Source organism: Stenotrophomonas sp. STEN018, assembly GCF_056760235.1.
The window spans coordinates 15,746-41,668 of record NZ_JBRREK010000033.1 but is presented as its reverse complement, the minus strand read 5'-3'; the positions used below and the strand labels follow the sequence as shown (position 1 = coordinate 41,668).

The window sequence follows — 25,923 nt, the reverse complement described above, 5'->3', positions numbered from 1 at the left end:
TAAGTCGCCTCCTCATAGAACGTGTTACGAGTTGAAGATCAGAACTTGTACTTCAGACGCACGAACGGCGTGCGGCCATAGTAGTCGTACTGCGTTGCGAAGGCCGGCACATTGCCGTAACGCGTACCGGCGCCGGTCGATATGGATGGCGGCTTGGTATCGAATACGTTGGATACGCCAACGAGGATCTGCCAATCGGCTTGGTCGTAGCTCATCGATGCCGTGTGGTAGAAGCGAGCGTCAGCAGTGATGTCGCGGTAGGAGTCCGGACGGCCGAGATAGGTGAATTTCTCCTTGATATCCGGATTTTTGGTTTCGCCGATGTACTGGGTCAACCAGTTGTAAGTCCAATCACCGCGCTTGAAGCTCACCCCAAAGTTGCCGACCAGATCGGGCCGGCCAATACGCCCAAGCTGATCCGAGTCCGACAAGCCACTGGCTTCTGCGCTGTCAAACAGCTGCATTACGTCTTCCAACGTATAAGTGACCTGGGTGTCCAGTGACAATTTGCCGAAGCCGAATTCATGTTCCCAGTTCGCCGTCAGGTCCCAGCCACGGGTGCGCTGCTTGTTGATGTTGATGTACTGCGCATGCACTTCAGTAATCCGGAAAGGCTCATTCGGATCAGTGGAGGGGTTACGGGACATCAGGTCGCAGAACTTGTTCGGGAAAGCCGTCGAGCCGTAGCAGCCGCTGACGATGTCACTCGCATCCAGCGAGGCAATCTGGTCATTGACTTCATAGTCGAAGTAGTCGATTGCCACATTCAGATTTGCAAACGATGGCGTGAAGACCAAGCCGATGCTCTTGGCGCGCGAGGTTTCAGGCTTCAGTTGGCCTGCGCCGCCACTGGTGTAAATCGTTGCGCTGGAGCCATTGCCTGCGTAGTCGGGAGCAATACCCAGGGAGCCGCAGTTTGCCGCCAATTGGTCATTGCTCTTTTCACCCCAGCGGATGCACGGGTCGATCGCCGTCTGTCCCAGGAACCCGGTCTGGTTGCCAAGGTACAGCTCATACAAGCCCGGGGCGCGATACGAGGTGCCCAATGTGCCGCGAACACGGAACGCGGAATTGATCTGCCAGCTAAGGCCGACCTTCCACACGCTGTCCGTCCCGTCCACCGAGTCGTACTGGAACATACGGCCGGAAGCATTGGCAGTCAGCGATTCGATGCCCGTGATGCCCTTGAGTAGCGGCACCTCGAGTTCCACGAAGGCTTCCTTGACCTTGTCATTGCCCTTGGTTACATCGGCGCTGGAAGAGCCCCAGATGATCCCATCGCGCGACACCTGGCTCGGTTGATCGTCGATCTTGTAGTAGCGGTACTCCAGGCCGGCCGCCATCCCCACAGCGCCTGCTGGCATGTCGAACAATTCACCGCTGAAAACGGCATTGACGGTAGCCTGGTCATAGGTGGTCTTGCCCGTATCCCAGATGCCGAGGATGTCAACCAGCTCATCAACCTTGGCGCCACTCAGATAGCCCGGGTCGAAGAAATTCGCGGCGGGCGTACCACTGTCGTCATAGTTGAGGTCGCCAGTCAGGCGAGTGTCAATGCCGAGGTTGCGATAGGTGCCGCTGGAACGGCTGTAGTTCGCGTTGACTTCCCAGCCCCAGGAATCTGTACCGGCAAACAGACCACTGAGCTTGTTTGCCAGGTAGTAATAGTCCACCTGGACCTGGGTGACGGACTTGAACGGCATGACTGGCTGAGCGTATCCCCTCGCGGTGCCCGGTGCTTCCAAGAGGGGGAAGAACTGACGCCAGCTGAAGTTTTCAGTGTCGCGCTGGTTGTAGAGGAACTGGCTCTTCCAATTGAACGAATCGAAGCCGAAATCAGCGGCCAGGTAAGCGGACTTACGCTCCTGGCGGTTGATGATATGGGCTTCACCCCAACGATTGAAGTTGGATGGAATTTGCGTATAGGCCTGGGTGCTTCCGTTTGCGTAGGTTTTGTCCTGTCTTGGAGCATAGCCAGCGAACGGACCGTTAGTGCTGCCGTCTTTCGTAGGCACCCAGACCTTCGCGGTGCCGTATTCCGCGATGTAGTTATGTTGCATGTTGAGACAGAACGGGCGCGGGCCGTAGATCGAGGCATCCGTGCGGTCGATACGGTTGCCGTCCGCATCCTTGACCAGATCTTCCGAGCAGTTGAGGAAGTCTCGCTCACCGCGGGTCAGTTCGTTATGGCGGTACCACTCGACGGCAGCGACGACGCTGCCCTTTTCGAAGTTCCAGCCGTTGGCCAGCGAGGCAGCAAAAACTTCACCGCCACCGTGCTGCGGGATGCGGGAGGTGACGGTCAGTTCAGGGCGCTCGAAATTCTTCTTGGTGATCAGGTTGACCACGCCAGCGACAGCGTCGGAGCCGTAGATTGAAGACGAGCCGTCTTTCACAATCTCAGCGCGCTGCAGAATAGCAGTCGGGATGACGTTCAGGTCGAACGCGCCCACTGCACCACGGGTGCCTGCCGGGCCAGGACGCTGGCCGTCGAGCAGCACCAGGGTGCGATTGGCGCCAAGTCCACGCAGCGAGAAGGTCTGTACGCCAGTACCGCCATCAACTACGAAACCACCAAACTGGTGGGTGATCTGTGTTTCGGCAGCGCCGATGGCGGACTTCTGCAGGAATTCACCAACGTTGACCTGGCCTTGCGCCGTGTTGGTTTCGGTGTCGATGGTAAAGACGGGGGAAGTCGTATCGTAGTCAGCGCGGCGAATCAGAGATCCTGTGACGGTTACTTTGTCAAGGTCTGTTGCCCCTGCCTTTGTCTGCTGCTGACTTGACTTGTTGCTCTCCGAGGTGGCTGCTTCTTGTGCGAAGGCGGGAGCCGCCTGGAGGCAGGCGAGAACTGCAAGTGTCAGAGGCAGGCGAATTGGCGAAGTGTGTCCGTTTTCTTTGCGCATGCTGCGTTTTCCCCGTCTTGTTATGTTTCGGTTAACCGAGTCTAGGTAGCAAGTAATGTAAATGCAAGGTGAATATCAAGCATTTGTAACTATTTTTGTTGTACGCCCATTCAGCCCTTCGCGAGGCGAAGGGCTGGGAAGGGGTCAAAGCCCGTTCGGGCCGCAGTCACTGCGCAGGAAGCCTTCCATCAGCGGAAGCGTTGCCTGGTAGTGCCGGGGGTACCAGGGCATGCTGTGGGGCATGTCCGGGATCAATTCGAACTTGGCCGCTACCTTGCCTTGGACTGCGTTGTAGAAGCCGCGGGCATGGAATGCGGGCGTGCGCACATCGCGGTCACCCACGTAGAGCAGTACCGGGATATTGGCGTTTGCGGTGTGCTGCATAGGGTCCATGCCCTTGACCGTCTGTCCCTGGAGGATGCGCTGGAGGCGGTTTTCGCTCCATGACGCGCCAAGACGAGCCAGGTCGGTCACCGGGGCGCCAGCAATAGCGCACTGGAACGGCGAAGGGCTGCGAACTGTCGCTGCTGCGGCGGCAAAACCACCATATGAGTACCCAAAGATGGCAATGCGGTCCTTTGCTGCAATGCCTTGGGAAACCAGCCAGGCGGCAGCATCATCGTTGTCATCCTGCATGGTCAGGCCCCACTGCTTGTCGCCTGCAATCCAGTGGTCGCGGCCGAAGCCGGTGCTGCCGCGGTACTGCGGACGAACTACTGCATAGCCGCGGGATGTGAAGTACGGGACCCAGCCGGATGCGTCCCAGCCTGTGTAATCACGTGCCCACGGCCCGCCGTGCGGGTGCACGAGTGCAGGTAGTGCGGCATCGCCTTCCTTCCAGCCTGCTGGAAGGTCAAGAATGGCCGGAATCTTGCGACCGTCACGCGCTGTGTAGGTGATCCAGCGTTGTTCGCCGATTTGATTGCTATCCATCCAGGGGCGTTCGCTACCCAATTGGGTGACATTCTTTTTGTCGGTGAGGACAAAGTAGGAGGTCGGTTTGCTTGCGCTGCTGGTGGTGTAGAGCACTCTGGACAGGTCGTCGTTATAGCCGGTAATGGCGACGTACTGTCCTGGGTAGGCCTGCTTCAGGCTGTCGCTCAGTGCCTTCATCTGTGGGTCGACGTAAATGGCCTCGCGGCGCGGACCGTCTACGTAAAAGCCGAGGACCTGATTGAAATTGCTTGGGCGTGTGCCGAGGATCAGGCTGCCGATCGGATACTGCGGGTGGGCTGCCAGCGGCTCCTTGTCAAAGGTCTTGGTCGCAGGGTCGTATTGCCACGCCTGAACCTGATCGGAGAACTTGTCAGTCAGAATGTAAAGCTTGCCCGTGGTGTCATCGATTCCGGCTACTTCCAAGGTGTAACGGTCGCTGAGCTTGGTCGTAAGGGCGTCGTGCTTGTCGAACTGCCCGTTGCCCTTGTTCTTGATCAGGATCTGCTGCTCGTAGTCGTTCGATCCCAGGGGCTCGATCTGGCTGCGGGTCAGAAGTTCGCCATTCCGGGGATGGAAGAGGCCTGGTGCAGCACGGGTTCCGCCGCGGAACAGCAGTTCGGTCTTTCCGGTGACCAGGTTGAACAGATAGTAGTTTGCCGACAACGTCAGCTCATTCATCTGCGAGATGATGACCTTGTCCGGATCAAGCGGAAGCGAGTGAACCAGCGATGCAGAACCGGCCAATTCCAGGCAGCGCTGTGTCTGCTCGCTGACTCCGAGCTTGCGGGTGTTGTCGGCAAATGCTTCGTCGAACTTCGCTTGGCTTGGGTCTGTCAGGTAGGCCTTGGTCAGGAAGGTTTTGGTGGCGCCAGTGGAGTTGCCCTCGCCACAGCCTGACAGCTGTCCGGTGAATTCCTGGCGGCCAATGACCAGCGTCTTTCCTGCCTTAAGTGCGCTGGCGGCAATGAATTTCATTCGATCACCCGAGGGGGTGATTGAAGTGGGGCCGCTGCCGAGCTTGTCCATGTCCCAGTTGGCTAGTGCGGTATCGCCATTGTTGCTGCCTGGCGCGGCGATGATGGCGACGAGCCTCTTGCCATCGGCGCTCATCGTCACGGACTGAATTGCGGGAATCTTTGCAAAGCTGTCCGTTGGCAACGGGGTTGGGGCGGCTTGGGTGGTTGTCGCAGCCAACACAATGCTGGCAGCGAGGGCAAACTTGGCGCACTTGAGTGGTTTCATCGATGTGACGTCCTTGGCTATGGCGTATGTGCCGAGTTGTGGCACATTTGCGTCGAAGATGAATGAATGCTGTATTTTCGTCAATGTTGTGGATTGTCATTACGTAAGGGGGCTTCGTTTTTCTTGCGAAAGTCGGGTGTGGCACTATCTCGACCAACTCTTTTGAATCCTTCACGTCATGCAGCTTTACGATCAGTCCCGCCCAGCCACCCATCGTGTGCAAAAGGGGCTCTCCCCCCATTCACGGATACGCAATGTCATTGCGGTTGGCTCGGGCAAAGGCGGGGTAGGAAAGTCCACTACGGCGGTGAATCTGGCCCTGGCGCTGAAGCAGCTGGGTGCCAAGGTTGGCGTGCTGGATGCCGATATCTACGGCCCCAGTGTGCCGGCCATGCTTGCCCTGAGCGGGCGGCCGGAGAGCCCGGACAACAAGTCCATCGAGCCGCTGCGGGCGTTCGGGGTCGAGGCGATGTCGATTGGGTTCCTTATCGAGCCGGACTCACCGATGATCTGGCGTGGGCCGATGGCCACCTCGGCGCTGACCCAGCTGTTCAACGACACGCTGTGGGGTGACTTGGACTTCCTGCTGATTGATCTGCCGCCGGGTACCGGTGACATCCAGCTGACGCTGTCGCAGAAGATCCCGGTGGCTGGGGCGGTGATCGTCACCACGCCGCAGGATATCGCCACGTTGGATGCGCGCAAGGCATTGAATATGTTTGAAAAGGTCGAGGTTCCGGTGCTCGGCATCATCGAGAACATGGCCGTGCATACCTGCAGTAACTGTGGTCACGTCGAGCATCTGTTCGGCGAGGGCGGTGGCCAGCGCATGGCCGAGCAGTACGGGGTGCCGTTGCTGGGCTCGCTGCCGCTGGATATCAGCATCCGTGAGCAGGGCGATGCGGGTGCGCCGATCGTGGTCGCGCAGCCCGATTCGGCCGCGGCGAAGGCTTATTTGGCGGCGGCACAGCGGATGGCGGAGGAATTGGCCAAGCGCCCGCGCGCCAGCATTCCGATCCTGTCCTCGCTGATCTGAGGCAACTGCCAGGTTGGCAGCAGAGAAGGTCCGTTCTGCGGGCCTTTCTCATATAGATAGAGTGCGCGGAACTGGTCGGCAGGCAATTGCGTGCCGGTCCCTGGCCGGCTCTAGGCTAGAATCGACCACCCCCGGCCGCAGGCATGCTGCGGCACAACGTGAACAGGACCATTGAATGAGCATCAAGAGCGACCGTTGGATCCGCCAAATGTCCGAACAGCACGGCATGATCGCGCCGTACGAAGCCGGCCAGGTCAAACAGGTGGACGGCCAGCGTATCGTCAGTTACGGCACCTCGAGCTATGGCTACGACGTGCGTTGCTCGCGTGAGTTCAAGGTGTTCACCAACATCAACTCGACTATTGTCGATCCCAAGCACTTCGATCCGAAGAGCTTTGTCGACATCGAGGCCGATGAGTGCATCATCCCGCCGAATTCGTTCGCGCTGGCACGCACGGTGGAGTTCTTCCGCATCCCACGTGACACACTGGTGGTGTGCCTGGGCAAGAGTACCTATGCGCGCTGCGGCATCATCGTCAACGTCACCCCGCTGGAACCGGAGTGGGAAGGCCACGTGACGCTGGAGTTCTCCAACACCACGCCGTTGCCGGCACGCATCTATGCCAACGAAGGTGTGGCACAGATGCTGTTCTTCCAAGCCGACAAGGACGACGTCTGCGAGACCTCGTACAAGGATCGCGGCGGCAAGTACCAGGGCCAGACCGGCGTCACCCTGCCGCGCACCTGAGTGCGGCTTGGGCTGAAATGAAAAAGGCGCCGTCAGGCGCCTTTTTCTTTATGCAAGATCCGCCGGAACGGCTTATTTTCCGCGTCCGAACAACATGCCGATGCCAACGGCGACCAGGATGGCCGGCCACCAGGTGGCGAGCATGGTGCCGATGTTGCCGTTGATCCAGCCAAGGTTCTTGGCCAGGAAGAACAGGCCAACGATGATCAGGATCAGTGCGGCGATCAGATTGGAGCGCATCGGCTTGCGGAGTCCGTAAGTGGGAAGGTGCTTATCGTAGCCGCTGGCGCCAGATTTCGACACGTTGGGCCAGTACCTCCGGGTCAAAGCGCTGTGCCTTGCCGCTGCCCCAGACCGGGCCCGGCCAGGCAGCGTCGTTCTCGTTGCGGCCAATCAGGTGTATATGCAGCTGGCGCACGATGTTGCCGAGGGCGCCGATGTTGATCTTGCTGACATTCGGCTTGTGCTTGAGGTGCTGGGAGATCTGGTTGATCTCGGCCAGCAGCAGGCGCTGTTGGGCACCGTCCAGATCGATCCACTCGCTGGCGTTCGTTACGCGCGGCACCAGCACGACCCACGGGAAGCGGTCGTCGTTCATCAGGCGGATCTGCGACAGGGGACCATCGGCGATCAATACGCTGTCGGCGGCAAGGCGGGTATCAAGTACGAAATCGGACGTCACAACTTCGGTCATCGCAGGTTCTCGCTGAAGAAGGCCAAGGTGCGTTCGCGCGCCAGGTTGGCGCTGGCTGGGTGGTAGTGCATGCCGACCTCGCGGTTGAAGGCGTGGTCGGCTGGATAGACATATACAGGCAAGTCGGGTTGCTTTTCACGGTGCGCTGCAACGGCGGCGGCCGGGATCGAGGCGTCCTGGTCGCCAAAGTGGAAGATGGCCGGGGCTTTGAACGCTGTATCCAGGTACGGCACGTTGCGCGCGCCGTAGTAGCTGGCCGAGGGCAGGCCCAGCCGTTGTGCAGCCAACATCGCGATGGTGCCGCCCCAGCAATAGCCGACCGTGCCGACCTTGCCGTAAGGCGCCAAAGCGGCAGCGGCGGCTTCGACCACGGTTACGGCCCGGTCCACGCCCAGTTCGTCGACCAGCGCCTTGCCACGGCTGACACCGGCAGCGTCGTAGTTCAACTGCAGGTCTGGCTCGATCAGATCGAAGAAGGACGGGGCCAGTACGGCATAGCCCTTGGCGGCGTACTGCTCGGCGACATGGCGGATATGCGGGTTGGCGCCGAAGATTTCCTGTATCACCACCAGGCCGGCATGCGGGGTGCCTGCGGGCAGGGCTTGCCAGGCGCGGACGGGGCCGAGTGGGGTGGGGAGGGTGATCCACTGAGACATGAGGGGCTCCGGGGTAAGGGGCGAAAGGCGGAGTTCCTTCTCCCGCCTGCGGGAGAAGGTGCCCCGAAGGGGCGGATGAGGGGAGCTTTTAGAGCCGGGTCTGCTTGCTAGAAGCCTCCCCTCACCCCAACCCCTCTCCCGCTCGCGGGAGAGGGGCGCTAGTCACTCATCCCCGCGATGAGACTGATTATCAGCTCTCTCACGTATTAAGCCAGCCGCAGGGCGAGGCCGCGCAGGCCCGGTATACTGCCCGGCTTTCCGGCCTCGCTGCCATTCCGGCCCGGCCCCAGGATTTCCAGATCATGTCCCAGCTGAACCCCAAAGTCGGCTTCGTCAGCCTTGGCTGCCCGAAAGCCCTAGTCGATTCCGAGCGCATCCTCACCCAGCTGCGGGTGGAGGGCTATAGCATCGTGCCGTCCTACGATTCGGCCGATGTGGTGGTGGTCAATACCTGCGGCTTCATCGACTCGGCCGTGGCCGAATCGCTGGACGCGATCGGCGAGGCGATGAACGAGAACGGCAAGGTCATCGTCACCGGCTGCCTGGGCAAGAAGGGCGACATGATCCGCGAGCATTACCCGGACGTGCTGTCGGTGTCCGGTCCGCAGGACTACACCACGGTGATGGAAGCGGTACATGCCGCGCTGCCGCCCAAGCACGATCCGTTCGTGGACCTGGTGCCGGACTACGGCATCAAGCTGACCCCGCGTCACTACGCCTATCTGAAGATTTCCGAAGGCTGCAACCACCGTTGCAGCTTCTGCATCATCCCCTCGATGCGTGGTGATCTGGTGTCGCGCCCGGTCGATGAGGTGCTGCGTGAGGCCGAGCGTCTGGTCAAGGGCGGTGTGCGTGAGCTGCTGGTGGTGTCGCAGGACACCTCGGCCTATGGCGTGGACCGCAAGTACGCGCCGGGTACCTGGCGCGGCAAGGAATACGCTACCCGCATGAAGGCGCTGTGCGAAGGTCTGTCCGAGCTGGATGCCTGGACCCGCCTGCACTACGTCTATCCGTATCCGCACGTCGATGACGTTGTGCCGCTGATGGCCGAGGGCAAGATCCTGCCGTATCTGGACATCCCGTTCCAGCACGCGAGCCCGCGCATCCTCAAGCTGATGAAGCGTCCGGGTGCGGTCGACAAGACCCTGGAGCGCGTGCTGCGCTGGCGCGAGATCGCGCCGGACATCACCGTGCGTTCGACCTTCATTGTCGGCTTCCCGGGTGAGACCGATGCCGAGTTCGAGCAGCTGCTGGACTTCCTCGATACCGCTCAGCTCGACCGCGTTGGTGCTTTCGCCTACTCGCCAGTGGAAGGTGCAACGGCCAACCAATTGCCGGACCCGGTGCCGGAAGAAGTGAAGCAGGAGCGTCTGGCCCGTTTCATGGAAAAGCAGGCTGCCATTTCCGCTGCCAAGCTCGAAGCCAAGATTGGCAGCGTGCAGCAGTGCCTGGTCGATGGCATCGAAGACGGCATCGCCGTGGCTCGCTCCAAGGCCGATGCGCCGGAAATCGATGGTCTGGTGCATATCCAGAATGCTGTTGAGGCAAAGCTGCGCGTCGGTGACTTCGTCAACGTTGAGATCACCGACAACGATGAACACGATCTGTTCGGCGACGCCCTGATCGATACCAAGGCCACAGCGTTCGATATCAAGGTGCTGTGACCGCAGCACCTGCCGCAGACGATGCTGGCATTGGCCGGCGTCGTTTTGTAGCGCCGTTGCGCGGGCAGGTTGATCTGCGCGGTTTTGACCACCCGCTGTTCGCGGATTTCAGCGATTTTGCCGCGTTGCTGCGTGCTGCCGATTGGCCGGGCATCGATGTACTCAATGCGCAGTTGCCAGTGCAGGGCAAGCAGTTTGTTGCCCAAGATGAAGTTCTGCTCGGTGACGGCCTGCATTACGAGCAACGTATTGCACAGGGCAGCATCGCCACCCGCGAGCAGAACTGGCACGACCTGTTCAACGCGATGGTGTGGGCGCGCTACCCTGCGATCAAGCATGCGCTCAATGCGCAGCAGTGCCGGCATATCGCAGCGATGGGCGCAAGCCAGCGCAATCGCGCGCAGGCCGCATTGACTCAGTTCGATGAAACCGGAGTGATCGTGCGTGTTCGCGATGCGAGCCTGCTGTCGGCATGGGACCGGCACGATTGGTCGGCGCTGTTCAATCAGGCGCAGTGGCGCGAAAGTGACATCGCAGTCTGCGCGTTAGTTGGCCATGCGCTGATGGAGCAGGCTTTGCTGCCCGAGCGTTTGCTGGTTGGTAAGTGCCTGGTGGTGATCGGCGATGATGATGCCGCCGGCATTGCTGCTGTGGCTGCAGCAATCGAAGACGCCAGTTTACTAACGGACCCCGCCGAACTACGGCCGTTGCCGCTAGCCGGCATTCCCGGCTGGCACGCGTCCCAAGACGCTGCCTTCTATCAACTGACCGATTACTTCCGTCCGCTTCGCGAAGGACGCCTCTATCCGGCGCCGCTCAACATCAGCCGTAGCTGACATCGATGATCGCGAAGCGGGTCAACCCGCTGGGCAGCTCCACTGCGAACTCGTCGTCGATGCGCATTTTCAGCAATGCCCGTGCCAGTGGTGAGTCGATGCTGATCCAGCCGGCCGGTGCGTCGGTCTCATCGGGGCCGACGATCCGGTAGATAACGGTCTGGCCGGAATCGATGTTCTCCAGCTCAACCGTCGCGCCGAAGAACACCGCTTCCGGATCGCTTGGCGTGGTGTCGACAACGCGCAGGGCTTCCAGTCGTTTGCTCAGGTAGCGCACGCGGCGGTCGATCTCACCCAGCTGCTTCTTGCGGTAGGTGTACTCGGCGTTCTCCGAGCGATCCCCTTCGGCGGCTGCGGCTGCCAGCGCCTTGACGACTTCCGGGCGACGCTGCCGCCACAGCTCATCCAGCTCGGCCTTGAGCCGGGCATGGCCCTGCGCGGTGATCAGGGCGGTACTTTTTTCTGCAGGGGGACGCCAGCGGCTCATTGCGGTCATGTAGTGCGTGGATGCGGGCATGGTAGCCGGGCTGGCTTGCACAAGGCCAATCCATGGCTGAAGCTTTGCGTACTCTGACAAGGAAGTCCGGTCGATGTTGATCCTGCCGCTGCACAAACCGCTCAACCTGAGCACGCTGCCCCTGGTAACCGTGTTGCTGGTGCTGATCAACGTCTACGTGTTCTTCGCCTGGCAGACCGACGATGAACAGAAGGTGCAGGCAGCACAGGTCTGGTACCAGCAGTCAGGGCTGGCGGAATACGAACTGCCTGCCTACGAGAAATATCTGCGCTTGAGCGAATGCAGCGATGCGTTGGCCGAGTTGGAATCTGTTCCTGCAGAGCAGCAAGGTGGCTACGTTGGCATGGCGACCTTGAGCGATGTCGCATTCCAGCAGGCGTTGCATAATGGCGGCTTGTTTGAGTCGGAAGACCAGCAGGCTGCCTGGGCGCCGCTGCGGCACGAGTACCAAACGCAGCTGGATCAGGTATTCACCCTGCGCCATATCCTGCGCAGTTCGGAATGGTCGCCGCGGCGATTGCTGTCGGCTGCGTTCCTGCACGGTAGCGTGATGCACCTGCTGGGCAACATGCTGTTTCTGGTGGTGTTGGGCTTGCTGCTGGAAGGCGCGCTCGGCGGCTGGCGTTTTCTGGGCCTGTATCTGTTGGGGGCGATTGGCTCCAGCGTCGCCAGCGTGTTGTGGCGCTGGGGCGAAGTCGGCGGCGGGCTCGGTGCATCCGGTGCGATCGCAGCGGTGATGGGAGCGTTCTGCGTGGTATGGGGTATGCGTCCGGTGCGCTTCTTCTACTGGTTCGGGGTGATCTTCGACTACGTGCGCGCGCCGGCGATCTGGCTGTTGCCGCTGTGGTTGGGCTGGGAAGTGTTCAACCTGCTGACCAATGATGAAGCTGGTATTGGCTTCGATGCACACGCCGGTGGCCTGATCTGCGGTGCGCTGCTGGGTGGCGTGCTGGTGTTGGCCCAGCAGACCCGCGAAGACTATATGGCTGACGACACCGAAGTGTCGGTCAGCGATCAGCGCTGGGAGCAGGCTCAGTACTACATGGGCCGTCTCGAAAATGCAGCTGCCGAACGCGTATTGAGCGAGTTGGCGACCGAACAACCTCAACGGCTGGATATTGCGTTGGCGCGCTATCGGGTGGCTGCCAATGCCGGCAAGCGCGCCGAGATGCGGGCGCGTGCCGCCGATGTACTGCGTCTGGATGCAGATGATGCGGCCGCTCTGGCCGCGCAGCAGGCCATCGTGAAACAGCTGCTGGCCGATGGCGGAGTCGCCGAACTTGCGCAGCCCGTGTTCGAGCGCTGCCTCATGGCCGGCTGGCTACAGGAGGCAGAAGCGGTATGGGAGCAGGCCATTCAATTGCCCGGTGAGATGCAGGCACAGGGTTGGTTGCGGCTGGCCTTGCGACATGGCGAGGCGCATGCCCATGCGCAACGAAAGCGCTTGCTGGAGCTGCTGCAGCAGCGTTTTGCAGCCACGCCACAAGCTGGCAAGGCCCGGTTCTTGTTGGAGAACGACTAAGCGTCCTGCCGTAGTTGCGTTCAGGCCGGGCTGACCTGCAATGCGGTCTTGGCGGCCTCGAGCTTGCGACGTTGCTCGTCGACTTCGCAGCGTTGCAGTGCTTCTTCGATCAGTTGCAGTGCTTCGGCGTCGCGGTTGTAGCGTTCGCCCAGCAGCAAGGCGGCCTGCAAGGCCCATTGCGGTGCCTCTGGCTCACGCGGCCACGCCTTGAACATTGCCCGCAGGGTATCCATCTGCAGTTGCAGCTGGCCGCCCAGACGCGCACGTTCTGCCAGCTGTGCAGCCTGCTGCGGCTCGGCTGGGGTGAAATCCGGATCGAGCTCGAGCATGTCACGCAGCACGTTCATTGCCTCGCGCTCCTGCTTCTCGATCAGCAGGCGGTTGATGTACTGGCGGGCATGGTCGCGCAGTGCATCCGATGCGCCTTTGCGACGTAGCAAGCGCTGGTACAACTCATGTACCGGCAGACTGACCGCGCGCGAACGCACCGAGCCGCGCAGCGCATCCAGGGCGGCATCCGGTTGTCCTTCTCGTACGAAATGTTCGGCTTCATCCAGCAATTTCTGGTCCGGGTCATGCCGCGACAATGCGTTGTATGCACCTTCCGGCTCGAAGCCCAGCGCCTCGTGGTACTGGTAAACCAGGTAGCCGAGCAGGTGGAAGGTAGTGAACAGCCCCCAGATGCTGAAGAAGTTGAGCACCAGCTCACCGATGACGGGTGGCATGAAGGTGTGCAGCCATTGGCCAGCAGTCAAGGCGCTGGCCTGGATGACGAACAGCAGCAGGAAGGCGGCCAGATACGGCCAGCCGATGCGCAAGGCGATGGTGATCGAGGTGGCTGGATTGGCAGCGTGGCGCAGGCTGCCATCCATCGCCAGCGAGATCACGCAGCCGGGCTGCAGCAGGACCACTGCGCCGAGTGTCAGCAGCCCGATCACCGGGCCGGTGAAGATTGCCACCGTCACCACGAAGATGCCCATCAAGATCATCAGCGCCAGCAGCCTGATGACGGTGCCGTCACTGCTGCTGAGGGTGTTTTCTGGCGAGGTCATGCGGCCGTTGGCGGTTTCGCGCAGGATCTCAAAAGCGTAGCGGTAGATTCCCACCCAGATGACGATGCCAAGCAGCCAGCCAATGGCCGGAAGCCAGGTCAGCAAGGTGCATAGCGTGAGTGCGATCAGCGAATACAGTGCCGGACCACGCACAGGATAGAGCGTGATCGCAGGCAGTCGTTGCCAGAATGCTTGTGGGCGTTGCGCGTTTGCGCTGCGCTTGCGGTCTTCCATGACGTTGCTCCAAGAGTCAGAGGCTGATTGTGGCTGCTGCGCCGTCGGGCCGGCAATGGGCCGGCCCGCACTTTATCCTCAGCGTTTGCCGCCGAAGATGCTGCCGAGGATGCCGCGCACGATCTGATTGCCCAGCTTGGTGCCCATGGTGCGGGTGGTCTGCTTGGCCATGGTCTCGATCATGCCCTGACGGCGCTTGGTGCCGAAGATGGCGTCCTTGATGCTCTGGCCGAAGCCGCCTTCCTGCTCCTCATCCTGCTGGCGGGTGCGCGCGGCCGGTGCCTGCGCCTGCGCGACGTTTTTCTCCGCACGCTGTGCCAGCAGTTCGGCGGCCGATTCGCGGTTGACGGCGTTGTCGTAGCGGGTGCCGATCGGGCTGCCTGCACGCACCTGCGCGCGTTCGGCATCGGTGATCGAGCCCATCCGGCAGCGCGGCGGCGCGATCAGGGTCTTCTGCACCGGCGAAGGAATACCCTTGTCCTGCAGTGTGGACACCAGCGCCTCGCCGGTGCCCAGCTGCGACAGAGTGGAGACTACATCGAGTTTGGGGTTCTGCACGAAGGTTTCAGCCGCCGTCTTGACCGCCTTCTGATCGCGCGGGGTGAAGGCGCGCAGCGCGTGCTGCACGCGATTGCCGAGCTGGCCGAGGATGTTGCCCGGCACGTCATCCGGGAACTGCGAGCAGAAGTACACGCCCACGCCCTTGGAGCGGATCAAACGCACCACCTGTTCGATGCGCTGCACCAGTGCTGGCGGCGCATCGTCGAACAGCAGGTGGGCTTCGTCGAAGATGAAGACCAGCTTGGGCTTGTCCAGATCGCCAACTTCCGGCAGCTGCTCGAACAGCTCGGACAGCAGCCACAGCAGGAAGGTGGAATACAGGCGCGGCTTGAGGATCAGCTGGGCGGCGGCGAGGATGCCGATCACCCCGCGGCCATCGTGGTTGACCCGCATGATGTCGGCCAGTTCCAGCGCAGGCTCGCCGAAGAAGGCTTCGCCGCCGTCCTGCGACAGACGCAGCAGCGAGCGTTGGATCGCGGCCACCGATTGCGCGCTGACCAGCCCGTATTCGGTGGAGATGTCCTTGCGCTCTTCGGCGACCAGGCCGAGCAGGGCGCGCAGGTCATCCAGGTCCAGCAGCAGCAGGCCGCGGTCGTCGGCCAGCTTGAACACGATGTCGAGCACGCCGGATTGGGTGTCGTTGAGCTCAAGGATGCGCGAGAGCAGGGTAGGGCCCATCTCGCTGACGGTGGTACGCACCGGATGGCCGAGCTTGCCGTACAAGTCCCAGAACACCACCGGGCTGGCGGCCGGCGCAAAACCGTCGACGCCGATCTCGGCGGCGCGTTGTGCCAGCTTTTCGCCGCCTTCGCCGGCAACCGCAAGGCCGGCCACGTCGCCCTTCACGTCGGCCATGAATACCGGCACGCCCAGTCGTGAGAAACCCTCGGCCAGCGTCATCAAGGTCACCGTCTTGCCGGTACCGGTTGCGCCGGCTACCAGACCGTGGCGGTTGCCGAAACGCGGGAGCAGGGTGACGGCGATGTCGTCGGTGACGCCTTTGCCGAGCAGGATCGGGTCCATGGAGGCACTCATTGGTGAATGAAGGAAGGATTCTAACGGCCGACTGTATCGCTGCGGTGGCAATGTTGCCCCCGGGTCTGTCTGCCAGCTACCCTGCCTCACCTTTGTCATGCAGTGCTGCTGATGCCCGTATCCCTGTTATCTGCTCGTGCTTGGTCGTTGTTGATTGCGACTTCGCTGTTGACCGTGGTTCCGGCCGCCCAGGCAATCTCAGCCCGGGACAAGGCCAAGGTGGATGCCATCGAGGCGCGGATGAGCGCGGCGGAGAAGCGTTACAGCGATGCCTTGGTGTTGGTGACCAATGCTGACCCCAAGGGAACCCGTGAAGGCGATGCGGCGCTGGAGGACATGGAAGACGTGATCAGCGCCTGCATCGCGCAGAAGGGCTGCCAGGTCAGTAATCTGCTGGCCACCTACAAGCGTCTGCTGAAGCAGCGGGCGGACACTAGTGGCGGTGCGGAAGGCGAAGATGGCGGCCCGTTGGAGGCCGATCCGGACCACATCGCGCCCTTGGTGGCTGATGTGCCCGAAGCAGCCCGCGCTGCTGCGCTGCTCAACGATCACCGCCATGCCTTCGATGACATGGTCGAGTACAACCCGGCGATCCAGGCTGGTATTCGCCGTTGGCTCACCGATATGCGTCCCTCGTTGCTGACCAGCTACGAGAACTACATGAATCTGCGTGGTGTCATGTGGCCGGAGTGGGAAAAGGACGGCCTGCCTGAGGCACTGCTGTTCGGCATCATGGCCAAGGAATCCAATGGTCGCGTGCATGCCTCCTCACGGGTGGGCGCGGCAGGCCTGATGCAGTTCATGCCGGCCACCGGCCGTCGTTTCGGATTGGGCCCGGATGGCACCGGCTTCGATACCCGCTTTGATCCGCGCAGCGCTGCCAGTGCCAGCGCCGACTACATGAATGAGCGCATGCGTGGGCTCAACAAGAACATCGAATACGCCTTGGCGGCCTATAACGGCGGCGAAGGCCGTGCCGCGCGTATCTACCGCGAAACCGGCGGGCAGAGCTTCTGGACCGACACCTCGTACAACCAGTTCCCGGGCGAGACCAAGGACTACGTGCCGATGGTGATCGCCGCGGCGTGGATCTTCCTGCACCCGCAGCAGTACGGTGTCGAGTTCCCCAAGCTCAACGCGCAGCCGGCGACGATCCGTCTGGCCAAGTCGACCACCATCTATGAGCTGACCATCTGCCTGGGCAGTACCGGCACCCGTGACGGCTATATGCGCGCGCTGCGCAACCTCAATCCGCGTTACGAGGCGGATGGTTGGATTCCCGGTGGCACCACCATCAACGCCACTGCCCGCATCGCAGGCCTGTACAACCGCTATTGCGTCAGCGGCCCGCGAGCTGATCTGGCCCGCGCGTTGATCACTGCCGATTTGAACGCGGCGATCAAGCGGCCTTCGGCAGCGACGGTTACCGGCAGCGTGGCGGTAGGCGACGTGCAGGCGATGCAGGCAGCACAGGCAGTAGCGCCGGTGGCTGCACCGGCACCGCGTCCAGCTGCACCGGCGCGGCGTGCTGTGCGCAGTTACAAGGTAGCCAAGGGCGACACCCTTGGCAGTATCGCCAACCGCTTCCAATGCGAAGTACCAGTCCTGGCCCGCGCCAACAGCCTGCGTGCGCCGGCCTACGCGCTGAAACCCGGACAAAGCCTGAAGCTTGAAGGCTGCGGTCGTTGAATAGAGAAGGGCGCCGAAAGGCGCCCTTCTTATGTGTGCTGGCTCTGCTTTTGTGGGAGCGGCCTAAGCCGCGAAGCAGATGGATCGCCAGATCGCAGGAGCGCCGCCCTTTTTGTAGGAGCGGCGTAAGCCGCGAAGCAGATACATCCTCAGATTGCAGAAGCCCTGATCACTGAAACTATCCCGGCTTCGCGGCTTACGCCGTTCCTACAAAATGACACCGCTCCCACCGCGACTGCGAGGTTGTCAGCGCAGCTTCGCCAGCGCCTGGCCCAACTGCACCGGGCTTTCGGCCTTCAGCGAGGGATCAAAGTCAGCCACGCCGGGCGGCAACAGCACGATCACGGTCGAGCCGTAGTTGAAGCGCGCCATCTCGGCAAAACGCTCCAAGGTGATGCCCTTGCCACGCCAGTCCTTGCGGGTGATGCGGTCGCCGTAGGCGGGGATTTCCTCGCCACTCCATACCGTCTCCACGCCGCTGACCAGCAGCGCGCCGACCATCACCTGCACCATCGGCCCGAAATCGGTGTCGAAGTGGCAGACCAGACGTTCGTTGCGGGCGAACAGGCGCGGCACATTGGCAACTGCGTCGGTGCCGACGCTGAACAGCCGGCCCGGCACATGTACGGTTTCGCGCAAGGTGCCGGTCCAGGGCATGTGCACGCGGTGGTAGTCGCGCGGCGACAGATACACGGTGGCATACAGACCGTTGTTGAACGGCGCCGCGTCGGCGGCATCGCCGAGCAGCTCGGCGGCGGTGAACGACTGGCCCTTGGCCTGGAAGATGCGGCCATCTTCGATCGGGCCGAGCTGGCTGATGCGGCCGTCGGCTGGCATGGTCAGGGTGCGCGGGTCGGCCGCGGCCACACGTGCGCCCGGCTTCAGGGCGCGGGTGAAGAAGCTGTTGAAGCTGGGGTAGCTGCGCGGGTCGGGATTGGCGGCTTCGCCCAGATTGACGTTGAACTTGTTCGACACCGTGTCGATCAGCCAGCGCGAGATGCGTGGGTTCTGCGAATAGGCCAGCGAGCGGGCCATCGACGACAACAGGCGGTGCGGCAATACGTAGGTGAGGCTTGTAACCAGACTCATGGTGCGGTTTTCTCGGTGAGCTTCTTCAGGTCGCTGGCAATTGCCTGCGGGTTGAACGGGGGCCGCATCAGGCCAGCCAGCCGACCCTGCGGGTCAAGCACGGCGATGCTGGCGGAGTGGTCCATGCTGTAGTCGTCCGGGTTCTGCTCGAAGTGCTTGCCCGGTGCCTTCTGGAACACCATGCCCAGCGAGGTGGCAAAACGCTCCAGCGACGGCACATCGGCGGTGGCGGCAATGGTGTCCTTATGGAAGGCGTGGGCATACTCGCCCAGCCGGTTCGGGGTGTCGCGCTCGGGGTCCACCGAGACCAGCACCACGCGCGGGCGCAGGCTGTCGGGGATGGTTTCCCACTGCTTCTGGGCCTGGGCCAGTTCGGTCAGGGTGGTCGGGCAGACATCCGGGCAGGAGGTGAAGCCCAGGAATACCAGGGTCCAATGGCCGCGCAGCTCGCCCGGGATCAGGCGGGTGCCGTCGGACTGGGCCAGGTCGAACTCCGGCAGGGTGCGCGGGGTGCCATAGAAAATGATGCTGCTGGTGCCGTCCGTGCCCTTGTTGGACGGCCCGAAGACCTTCTGCGCCAACAGCAGGCCGAGGCCGGCGGCCAGGGCGATGGCCAGGATGATGCCGGTATTTCGATTGAACATGCGCGCGGGCTTCCGTTCGGATACGGCGGCGGGACGGGTCGTCCGCCGCGGGCGGGATACGGGAGTGTAGGGGATTGCAGGCGTACACCCCGGCGGTTTGGCGGGCGTTTGGGCCCCTTTGGAGGGCCATTGCCGAAGTTTCGGCTGCAACTTGGCAATCAATATACCGGCCAGATGCCTATAATCGCAGACCTTTCAAGTATTTCCGTATTGCCATGACTGCCGAAGCGGCCGCTGAACTCCAAACGATCGTCGATCTGATCCGCTACGGCGCAAGCCGTTTCAATGCTGCTGGCCTGACCTTTGGCCACAGCTATGACAATGCCCTGGACGAGGCGACCCAGCTGACCCTGCACAGCCTGCACCTGCCGCCGGACCTTGGCCCGGCCTACGGCACGGCGCGGGTGCTGCTGGAAGAGCGGGAGCAGGTGCTGGCGCTGTTCCAGCGTCGTATCGACGAGCGTCAGCCGGCAGCCTACCTGACCGGTGAGGCCTGGTTTGCGGGTTTGAGCTTCAAGAGCGATGCGCGCGCACTGGTGCCGCGCTCGCCGATCGCCGAGCTGATCCTGAGCGGCTTCGAGCCGTGGCTGGCCGGTCGCGACGTCAACCGCGCGCTGGACCTGTGCACCGGCTCGGGCTGCATCGCCATTGCGATGGGTCATTACTACCCGAACTGGCAGGTGGACGGCAGCGACGTCAATGACGCCGCGCTGTCGCTGGCGGTGGAGAACAAGGAGCGCCTGCTCGCCCACAACGTGGAGCTGGTCAAGAGCGACCTGTTCGCCGGCCTGCAGGGTCGCGTCTACGATCTGATCGTGACCAATCCGCCGTACGTCACCAATGACGAGACCGACGCGCTGCCGAAGGAATACCAGCATGAGCCGGACCTGGCCCTGCGTGCAGGTGACGACGGCCTGGACCTGGTGCTGAAGATCCTGCGCGACGCACCGGACCACCTGACCGAAGACGGCCTGTTGATCTGCGAAGTAGGCGATTCCGAGCAGCACCTGATCAAGCTGCTGCCGGAGGTCTACATGTCCTGGATCGAGTTCAAAGTTGGGCAGATGGGCATCTTCGCTGTCGAAGCGGCTGAACTGCGTGCGCACCATGCACGCATCGCCGAGTTGGCAGCAGCACGTTCCTGAGTCACGCTTTTGCCGTCACTCCGCGTTGGCGGAATGACGGCAACGGCCGGCGTAACCGCAAGAGCACAACGGCATTGAATACATTCGGACAACTCCTCCGCGTCACTACCTTCGGTGAATCCCATGGGCCGGCGATCGGCTGCGTGATCGATGGTTGTCCGCCCGGCCTGGAAATCAGCCCCGAAGAATTCGCCCACGACCTGCAGCGCCGTGCCACCGGCAAGAGCCGCCACACGTCGGCGCGGCGTGAGGCCGATGAAGTCGAGATCCTGTCCGGGGTCTATGAAGGCCACACCACCGGTACGCCAATCGCGCTGCTGATCCGCAACACCGATCAGCGCAGCAAGGACTACAGCAACATCGCCCAGCAGTTCCGTCCGGGCCATGCCGACTACAGCTACTGGCAGAAGTACGGCATCCGCGACCCGCGCGGTGGCGGCCGTTCCTCGGCGCGCGAAACCACCATGCGCGTGGCCGCCGGCGTGGTCGCCAAGAAGTGGCTGCAGCAGCGTTTCGGCGTCAGCGTGCGCGGTTACCTGTCGCAGCTGGGTGAGATCACCCCGGACGGTTTCGACTGGAGCGCGGTCGAAGACAATCCGTTCTTCTGGCCCGACGCCAACCAGGTGCCCCAGCTCGAGACCTATATGGATGCGCTGCGCAAGTCCGGTGACTCGGTCGGTGCGCGCGTGACCGTGGTTGCAGATGGCGTGCCGCCGGGTTGGGGCGAGCCGATCTACGGCAAGCTCGATGGCGATATCGCCGCCGCGCTGATGAGCATCAATGCGGTCAAGGGCGTGGAGATCGGTGACGGCTTTGCCAGCGCTGCGCAGAAGGGCACCGAGCACCGTGACCTGATCAGCCCGCAGGGCTTCCAGTCCAACCATGCCGGCGGCATCCTTGGTGGTATCTCTACCGGCCAGCAGATCGTCGCCTCGATGGTGCTCAAGCCCACCTCCAGCCTGCGCCTACCCGGTGCCACCGTGGATACGGCAGGCAACGCGGTGGAAGTCATCACCACTGGTCGCCACGACCCCTGCGTCGGCATTCGCGCCACGCCCATCGCCGAGGCGATGCTGGCGCTGGTGCTGATGGATCAGGCCATGCGTCATCGTGGTCAATGTGGCGATGTCGGCGACATGAGCCCGCGCATTCCCGGTCAGCTCGATGGCTGATCGGCGGCCCCGCGTCTGGGTATCGCAGCCCCTGTTCGACGATACCGTCGCGCAGTTGGCGGCGTACTGCGACGTGGTTGCCACGACGGACGTCACCAAGCACGACAGCGCCGGTTTGAGTGCGCACCTGGCCGACATGGACGGTGTGCTGCTCACCCTCAACGAGCGTATCGGTGCGGCGGAAATCGCCAATGCGCCCGCGTTGAAGATGATCGCCAACGTCGGCGTCGGCTATAACAATCTCGATATTCCCGCGCTCAGCGCCGCTGGCATCGTTGCCAGCAACACGCCTGACGTACTTACCGAAACCACCGCCGATCTCGGCTTCTCGCTGTTGATGGCGGCTGCCCGCCGCATCGTCGAATCCGACCGCTGGTTGCGTGACGGCAAGTGGGGGCAGTGGTCATTCACCACCATGCTCGGTGCTGATCTGCACGGCAGTACGCTGGGCATTCTTGGCATGGGCCGTATCGGCCAGGCCATTGCCCGTCGTGGTCACCATGGCTTCGGCATGAAGGTGCTGTACCACAACCGTTCGCAGCTGCCTGCCGAGCAGGAGCAGGCGGTCGGCGCCAGCTATGTCGGTTTCGATGAGTTGCTGGCCAGCGTCGATCATCTGCTGTTGGTGCTGCCGTATACCGCGCAGAACCACCACATCATCAACGCCGCCGCGCTGGCGAAGATGAAGCCGACCGCCACGCTGGTGAACATCGCCCGCGGCGGTATCGTCGATGAGCTGGCCTTGGCTGACGCGCTGGCCAATGGCCGCCTGGCCTCGGCTGCGCTCGACGTCTATGAGAACGAGCCGAACGTGCGCCCGGAACTGCTGGCGCTGGGCAATATCGTGCTCACTCCCCATATCGGCAGTGCATCGCTGGCCACGCGCCGGGCGATGGTGCAGGTGGCGGTGGACAACCTGCTGGCTGGTATGGGCATCGGCCCGGATGCTGGCAAGCCGGTCAATGCCATCAATACCGAACTGCTGATCAACGGCACCGCGCGCATTGCCGTGGCCGGCAAAAAAATCGACGACAAAAAACGATAGGGAGCCTCGGCAGCCGTGCGCTGGAGGTTCCCCGAACCTGGCTCGATGTGTGTCTACCCCCTCCAATATCTCGAGTATCCCCATGAGCAATGAAGCCCGTCGTTTCCACGTAGCCGTTGTTGGCGCCACCGGCGCTGTCGGCCAGACCATGCTGTCCATCCTGGCCGAGCGCAATTTCCCGATCAGCAAGCTGACCCTGCTCGCCTCCGAGCGTTCGGCCGGCCAGCAGGTCGATTTCGAAGGCGACAAGATCACCATCCAGGACCTGGCCACGTTCGATCCGGCCGGCGTCGAGATCGCCCTGTTCTCGGCCGGTGGCGGTATCTCCAAGGAATTCGCGCCCAAGTTCGCCGCTGCCGGTGCGGTGGTGATCGACAACTCATCGACCTTCCGTTACGACGACGACGTGCCGTTGGTGGTTTCCGAGGTCAACCCGGAAGCCGCCAAGAACCGCCCGCGCGGCATCATCGCCAACCCGAACTGCTCGACCATGCAGCTGATGCCGGTGCTGGCGCCGATCCACCGCGAGTACGGCATCGAGCGCATCAACATCGCCACCTACCAGTCGGTGTCCGGCGCTGGCCAGACCGGCATGGAAGAGCTGGGCAAGCAGACCGCACAGCTGCTGGGCTTCCAGGAAATCGAACCGAAGAAGTTCCCGGTGCAGATTGCTTTCAACCTGATCCCGCATATCGATGAATTCCTCGACAACGGCTTCACCAAGGAAGAAATGAAGCTGGTCTGGGAAACCCGCAAGATCCTTGGCGACGACAGCATCCTGGTAAACCCCACCGCGGTGCGCGTGCCGGTGTTCTATGGCCACTCCGAAGCGGTCAACATCGAGACCAGGAAGAAGATCACCGCCGAGCAGGCCCGTGAACTGCTGGCCGCCGCACCTGGCGTGAAGGTGGTGGACGAGCGCAAGGCCGGTGGCTATCCGACCCCGGTTACCCATGCCTCGGGTACCGACCCGGTCTATGTCGGCCGCATCCGTGAGGACATCTCGCACCCGCGTGGCCTGAACATGTGGGTGGTGGCCGACAACATCCGCAAGGGCGCCGCACTCAACGCGGTGCAGGTTGCCGAACTGGTCGCCAACGGCGGCTGATGCCCCCAACGACGCCGGCTTGATGCCGGCGTCGTTGCATATAGACGGTACAGCGGTGTTCGAAAGGCGGGTCAGCCGTTATATTGGCCGCCATGAAACCAAGGGGCGGGGGCGCGATGCGCTCATTACAAGGTGTGCTGGTTCTCGGCCTGGCGCTGTTCAGTAGCACAGCAATGGCATTGGGGCTGGGCAATATCCGCGTCCTGTCCAAGCCGGGACAGCCCTTGCTGGCTGAAATACCGGTCATTACCAGTGATGCGAGCGAGCTCGACAACGCCAAGGCGGGGTTGGCATCTGCGGCCACCTTCGAACGCGTTGGCCTGGCTGCGCCGACCGGACTGGTAGGAGAACTGCAATTCCAGTTTGCGCAGGACCGTGACGGCCGTGCGGTGATCCGTGTCACCAGCGCCGCGCCGGTGCAGGTGGCGTCGGTGGGCTTCCTGATCGAGGTCGATTGGGGCCAGGGCCGGCTGGTTCGCGAATACTCGGCGCTGGTGTCCGCGCCAGAAGCCGCAACCGCGGTGGCCGAACCGGTGATCGAAGCGCCGGCAGTGGCGCAATCCAATCTGATCGTGCGCGAACCCGAGCCGCTGCCCGAGCTGCCGGCTCCTGCTGCGCCTGTAGCAGCACCCGCGCCGGCTCAGCCGGTTGCCGCGGCGCCAGCGGCGCGCCCCGCAGCGGCGCCGGTGATGAGCAGTGAAGGCCGGCTTGCCGCCGTGCAGCGTGGCCAGAGCCTGTCGCAGATTGCCCGCGAGTTGTCGCGTGATAGTGGCGCGTCCTTGAACCAGACCATGGTCGCGCTGATGCGCGCCAATCCGGAAGCCTTCATCCGCGGCAACATCAACCTGCTCAAGCAGGGCGCGGTGCTGCGCACCCCGGCACAGGAAGAGCTGGCGCGGGTGGATGCATCCGAAGCACGCGCCATCGTTCGTGACCAGGCTGCGCAGTGGCGGCAGGCACGCGCGCCGATTCCGCAGCCGGCAGTCGCTGATGCAGCGGTAGCACCGGCCAAGGCCGCTGCACAGGCAGCAGCCAGTGCAAGCCCCAGCGGTGCACGCTTGGAAATCGCCCCGGCCGTAGCCGGAGCACAACAGACTGCAGGAATGACGACCGGACTCGACGCCGGTGGCGAGGGTGACATGTTGGCCAACGAACAGCTGCAGCAAGCCAAGGAAGAGCTGGCAACGCGTGATGCGGAACTGCAGGAACTGCGCGATCGCGTCGGCGAACTGGAAAAACTGCAGAAGCAGCAGCAATCGCTGATAGCAATGAAGGATTCGGACCTTGCCGCTGCCCAGCAGCAGTTGGGCGAGGCGGCCAAGCGCGATGGCGCCGGCTCGTTCGGTTGGATCTGGCTGGGCTTGGCGCTGCTGGTGCTGGGTGCGCTGGGCTGGGTGCTGAGCCGTCGGCGCAAGCCGCTGCCGGCCGCTCCGCGCGCTGATTACGCAGCGGGAGACCTTGCCGCAGCGATGCCGGTGATGGGCGCCGCTGCTGTGCAGCAGCCCTTGCATACGGCAGAAGTGGATGAGTTCGACCCGCAGGACGAGCCGGATACCCAGCCGTTACCTGTCGCTGCGGAAGTGCAGCCTGAACCCTACGAAGAACCGATGCCGGCATGGCTGAAAACCAGCCCGCCCGCACGCGTGGAGCCGGTGCTGCCGGTCGCTGCGCCGGCGGTCGCACACAAGCCGGTGCTGCTGTTCGAAGCCTCGCGGAACTTTGATGTCATCGCCGAGCCTGCGCCTGCGCAGCCCGAGCCGGCCGCGGCCGACGAGGCCGATTGGCTGGCTGGTGACGTGGCTGCGGTTACGGTTGCGCCGTTGACCCCGGCACCTGCAGGGCGTGAGCGGCTGGAATTGGCCATCGCCTATCTTGATCTGGGCGACGCCGAAACCGCGCGTACCCTGCTCAACGAAGTTGCTGCCAGCGCTGACCCGCAGGCACGCGGCGAAGCACTGGAATTACTTGGCCGCATGGCCTGACGGAGAACCGCAATGAAGCGCGAACGGCGGATTGATTACGTGGAATTCGCCTCGCGCGACCCTGCGGCGAGTCGTGTTTTTTTCGAGCAGGTATTCGGCTGGACGTTTGAAGACTACGGCCCGGATTACACTGCTTTTGATGACGGTGAGCTGCAGGGCGGTTTCTTCCGTGGCGCACCGGCTACTACGAGCGTGGGCGCGCCGCTGCTGGTGCTGTATGCCGCACAACTGGGCCCGCTGCTTGCCGAAATCGCAGCGCAGGGTGGTGAAGTGGTCAAGCCGATCTTCATCTTCCCCGGTGGCCGCCGTTTCCAGTTCCTGGAGCCGGGCGGCAACGAACTGGCTGTGTGGTCCGAACGCGACAGCGACTGAGCTGCGCGTAGGCCCAGCAGCTCCAACAAGATCAGAGG

The 25,923-nt window shown here is 62.6% G+C and carries 22 protein-coding genes; 12 read left to right on the top strand and 10 right to left on the bottom strand.

The window, feature by feature from the left end:
* Positions 1-38: 38 nt before the first annotated feature.
* Complete coding sequence (locus ACVOMB_RS13720; RefSeq protein WP_481531682.1) at positions 39-2,906, bottom strand: TonB-dependent receptor plug domain-containing protein; 2,868 nt, start codon at positions 2,904-2,906, stop codon at positions 39-41.
* Between the two features lie 144 nt (positions 2,907-3,050).
* Entirely contained in the window at positions 3,051-5,084 is a 2,034-nt protein-coding gene (locus ACVOMB_RS13715) for an alpha/beta hydrolase family protein (protein WP_481531681.1), read from the bottom strand.
* A gap of 178 nt (positions 5,085-5,262) precedes the next feature.
* Between ACVOMB_RS13715 and apbC the strand changes: the two genes are divergently transcribed.
* Together apbC and dcd are read left to right on the top strand one after the other, a co-directional pair.
* The gene (apbC, locus tag ACVOMB_RS13710; protein ID WP_481531680.1) at positions 5,263-6,120 is read left to right on the top strand and encodes an iron-sulfur cluster carrier protein ApbC; all 858 of its coding nucleotides are present in this window, start codon (positions 5,263-5,265) and stop codon (positions 6,118-6,120) included.
* Positions 6,121-6,295: 175 nt separating this feature from the next.
* Positions 6,296-6,868 carry a dCTP deaminase gene (gene dcd, locus ACVOMB_RS13705; protein WP_481531679.1) on the top strand — a complete coding sequence of 191 codons (573 nt, stop codon included), beginning with the start codon at positions 6,296-6,298 and terminating at the stop codon, positions 6,866-6,868.
* 72 nt (positions 6,869-6,940) lie between these two features.
* On the opposite strand, the gene ACVOMB_RS13700 is transcribed toward dcd, so the two are convergent.
* Genes ACVOMB_RS13700 through ACVOMB_RS13690 form a run of 3 tightly spaced genes read right to left on the bottom strand, consistent with a single transcriptional unit; the run spans position 6,941 to position 8,218 of the window.
* Positions 6,941-7,108, bottom strand: a complete 168-nt coding sequence (locus ACVOMB_RS13700; protein ID WP_170183049.1) for a LiaI-LiaF-like domain-containing protein — start codon at positions 7,106-7,108, stop codon at positions 6,941-6,943.
* Between the two features lie 31 nt (positions 7,109-7,139).
* Positions 7,140-7,562, bottom strand: a complete 423-nt coding sequence (locus ACVOMB_RS13695) for an HIT domain-containing protein (protein WP_481531678.1) — start codon at positions 7,560-7,562, stop codon at positions 7,140-7,142.
* Positions 7,559-8,218 (bottom strand): dienelactone hydrolase family protein, encoded by a 660-nt coding sequence (locus tag ACVOMB_RS13690; RefSeq protein WP_481531677.1) that lies wholly within the window; start codon positions 8,216-8,218, stop codon positions 7,559-7,561. The genes ACVOMB_RS13695 and ACVOMB_RS13690 overlap by 4 nt, the downstream gene beginning before the upstream one ends.
* 302 nt (positions 8,219-8,520) lie before the next feature.
* Here ACVOMB_RS13690 and rimO point away from each other — a divergent pair, with 302 nt between their 5' ends.
* Positions 8,521-9,882, top strand: a complete 1,362-nt coding sequence (gene rimO / locus ACVOMB_RS13685; RefSeq protein ID WP_481531676.1) for a 30S ribosomal protein S12 methylthiotransferase RimO — start codon at positions 8,521-8,523, stop codon at positions 9,880-9,882.
* Positions 9,879-10,718 (top strand): DUF3025 domain-containing protein, encoded by an 840-nt coding sequence (locus ACVOMB_RS13680; RefSeq protein ID WP_481531675.1) that lies wholly within the window; start codon positions 9,879-9,881, stop codon positions 10,716-10,718. The genes rimO and ACVOMB_RS13680 overlap by 4 nt, the downstream gene beginning before the upstream one ends.
* Here the strand turns inward: ACVOMB_RS13680 and greB are convergent.
* Positions 10,705-11,205, bottom strand: coding sequence for a transcription elongation factor GreB (greB, locus tag ACVOMB_RS13675; RefSeq protein WP_481531674.1), 501 nt, complete (start codon positions 11,203-11,205; stop codon positions 10,705-10,707). The genes ACVOMB_RS13680 and greB overlap by 14 nt on opposite strands.
* A 103-nt stretch (positions 11,206-11,308) precedes the next feature.
* Here greB and ACVOMB_RS13670 point away from each other — a divergent pair, with 103 nt between their 5' ends.
* The gene (locus tag ACVOMB_RS13670) at positions 11,309-12,757 is read left to right on the top strand and encodes a rhomboid family intramembrane serine protease (RefSeq protein WP_481531673.1); all 1,449 of its coding nucleotides are present in this window, start codon (positions 11,309-11,311) and stop codon (positions 12,755-12,757) included.
* Positions 12,758-12,777: 20 nt separating this feature from the next.
* On the opposite strand, the gene ACVOMB_RS13665 is transcribed toward ACVOMB_RS13670, so the two are convergent.
* On the bottom strand, positions 12,778-14,043 hold the full coding sequence (locus ACVOMB_RS13665; RefSeq protein ID WP_481531672.1) for a tetratricopeptide repeat protein: 1,266 nt from the start codon (positions 14,041-14,043) through the stop codon (positions 12,778-12,780).
* Positions 14,044-14,121: 78 nt separating this feature from the next.
* Positions 14,122-15,627 (bottom strand): helicase HerA-like domain-containing protein, encoded by a 1,506-nt coding sequence (locus tag ACVOMB_RS13660; protein WP_481531690.1) that lies wholly within the window; start codon positions 15,625-15,627, stop codon positions 14,122-14,124.
* A gap of 123 nt (positions 15,628-15,750) precedes the next feature.
* On the opposite strand from ACVOMB_RS13660, the gene ACVOMB_RS13655 reads away from it, so the two are divergent.
* The gene (locus ACVOMB_RS13655; RefSeq protein ID WP_481531671.1) at positions 15,751-17,328 is read left to right on the top strand and encodes a transglycosylase SLT domain-containing protein; all 1,578 of its coding nucleotides are present in this window, start codon (positions 15,751-15,753) and stop codon (positions 17,326-17,328) included.
* Positions 17,329-17,574: 246 nt separating this feature from the next.
* On the opposite strand, the gene asd is transcribed toward ACVOMB_RS13655, so the two are convergent.
* Both asd and ACVOMB_RS13645 read right to left on the bottom strand, forming a co-directional pair.
* On the bottom strand, positions 17,575-18,417 hold the full coding sequence (gene asd, locus ACVOMB_RS13650) for an archaetidylserine decarboxylase (RefSeq protein WP_481531670.1): 843 nt from the start codon (positions 18,415-18,417) through the stop codon (positions 17,575-17,577).
* Positions 18,414-19,061, bottom strand: coding sequence for an SCO family protein (locus ACVOMB_RS13645; RefSeq protein ID WP_296246047.1), 648 nt, complete (start codon positions 19,059-19,061; stop codon positions 18,414-18,416). Before ACVOMB_RS13645 ends, asd begins: the two co-directional genes overlap by 4 nt.
* A gap of 215 nt (positions 19,062-19,276) precedes the next feature.
* On the opposite strand from ACVOMB_RS13645, the gene prmB reads away from it, so the two are divergent.
* The 6 genes from prmB (at position 19,277) to ACVOMB_RS13615 (ending at position 25,885) form a co-directional block, all read left to right on the top strand.
* Positions 19,277-20,206 carry a 50S ribosomal protein L3 N(5)-glutamine methyltransferase gene (gene prmB, locus ACVOMB_RS13640; protein ID WP_481531669.1) on the top strand — a complete coding sequence of 310 codons (930 nt, stop codon included), beginning with the start codon at positions 19,277-19,279 and terminating at the stop codon, positions 20,204-20,206.
* A gap of 74 nt (positions 20,207-20,280) precedes the next feature.
* Positions 20,281-21,378, top strand: coding sequence for a chorismate synthase (gene aroC, locus ACVOMB_RS13635; protein ID WP_481531668.1), 1,098 nt, complete (start codon positions 20,281-20,283; stop codon positions 21,376-21,378).
* Positions 21,371-22,423 (top strand): 2-hydroxyacid dehydrogenase, encoded by a 1,053-nt coding sequence (locus ACVOMB_RS13630; RefSeq protein WP_481531667.1) that lies wholly within the window; start codon positions 21,371-21,373, stop codon positions 22,421-22,423. Before aroC ends, ACVOMB_RS13630 begins: the two co-directional genes overlap by 8 nt.
* A gap of 82 nt (positions 22,424-22,505) precedes the next feature.
* Positions 22,506-23,531: an aspartate-semialdehyde dehydrogenase gene (locus ACVOMB_RS13625; protein WP_481531666.1), complete on the top strand. Its 1,026-nt coding sequence runs from the start codon at positions 22,506-22,508 to the stop codon at positions 23,529-23,531.
* A gap of 116 nt (positions 23,532-23,647) precedes the next feature.
* On the top strand, positions 23,648-25,513 hold the full coding sequence (locus tag ACVOMB_RS13620) for a FimV/HubP family polar landmark protein (RefSeq protein WP_481531665.1): 1,866 nt from the start codon (positions 23,648-23,650) through the stop codon (positions 25,511-25,513).
* A gap of 12 nt (positions 25,514-25,525) precedes the next feature.
* Positions 25,526-25,885 carry a VOC family protein gene (locus ACVOMB_RS13615; protein ID WP_481531664.1) on the top strand — a complete coding sequence of 120 codons (360 nt, stop codon included), beginning with the start codon at positions 25,526-25,528 and terminating at the stop codon, positions 25,883-25,885.
* The last annotated feature ends 38 nt before the right edge of the window (positions 25,886-25,923 follow it).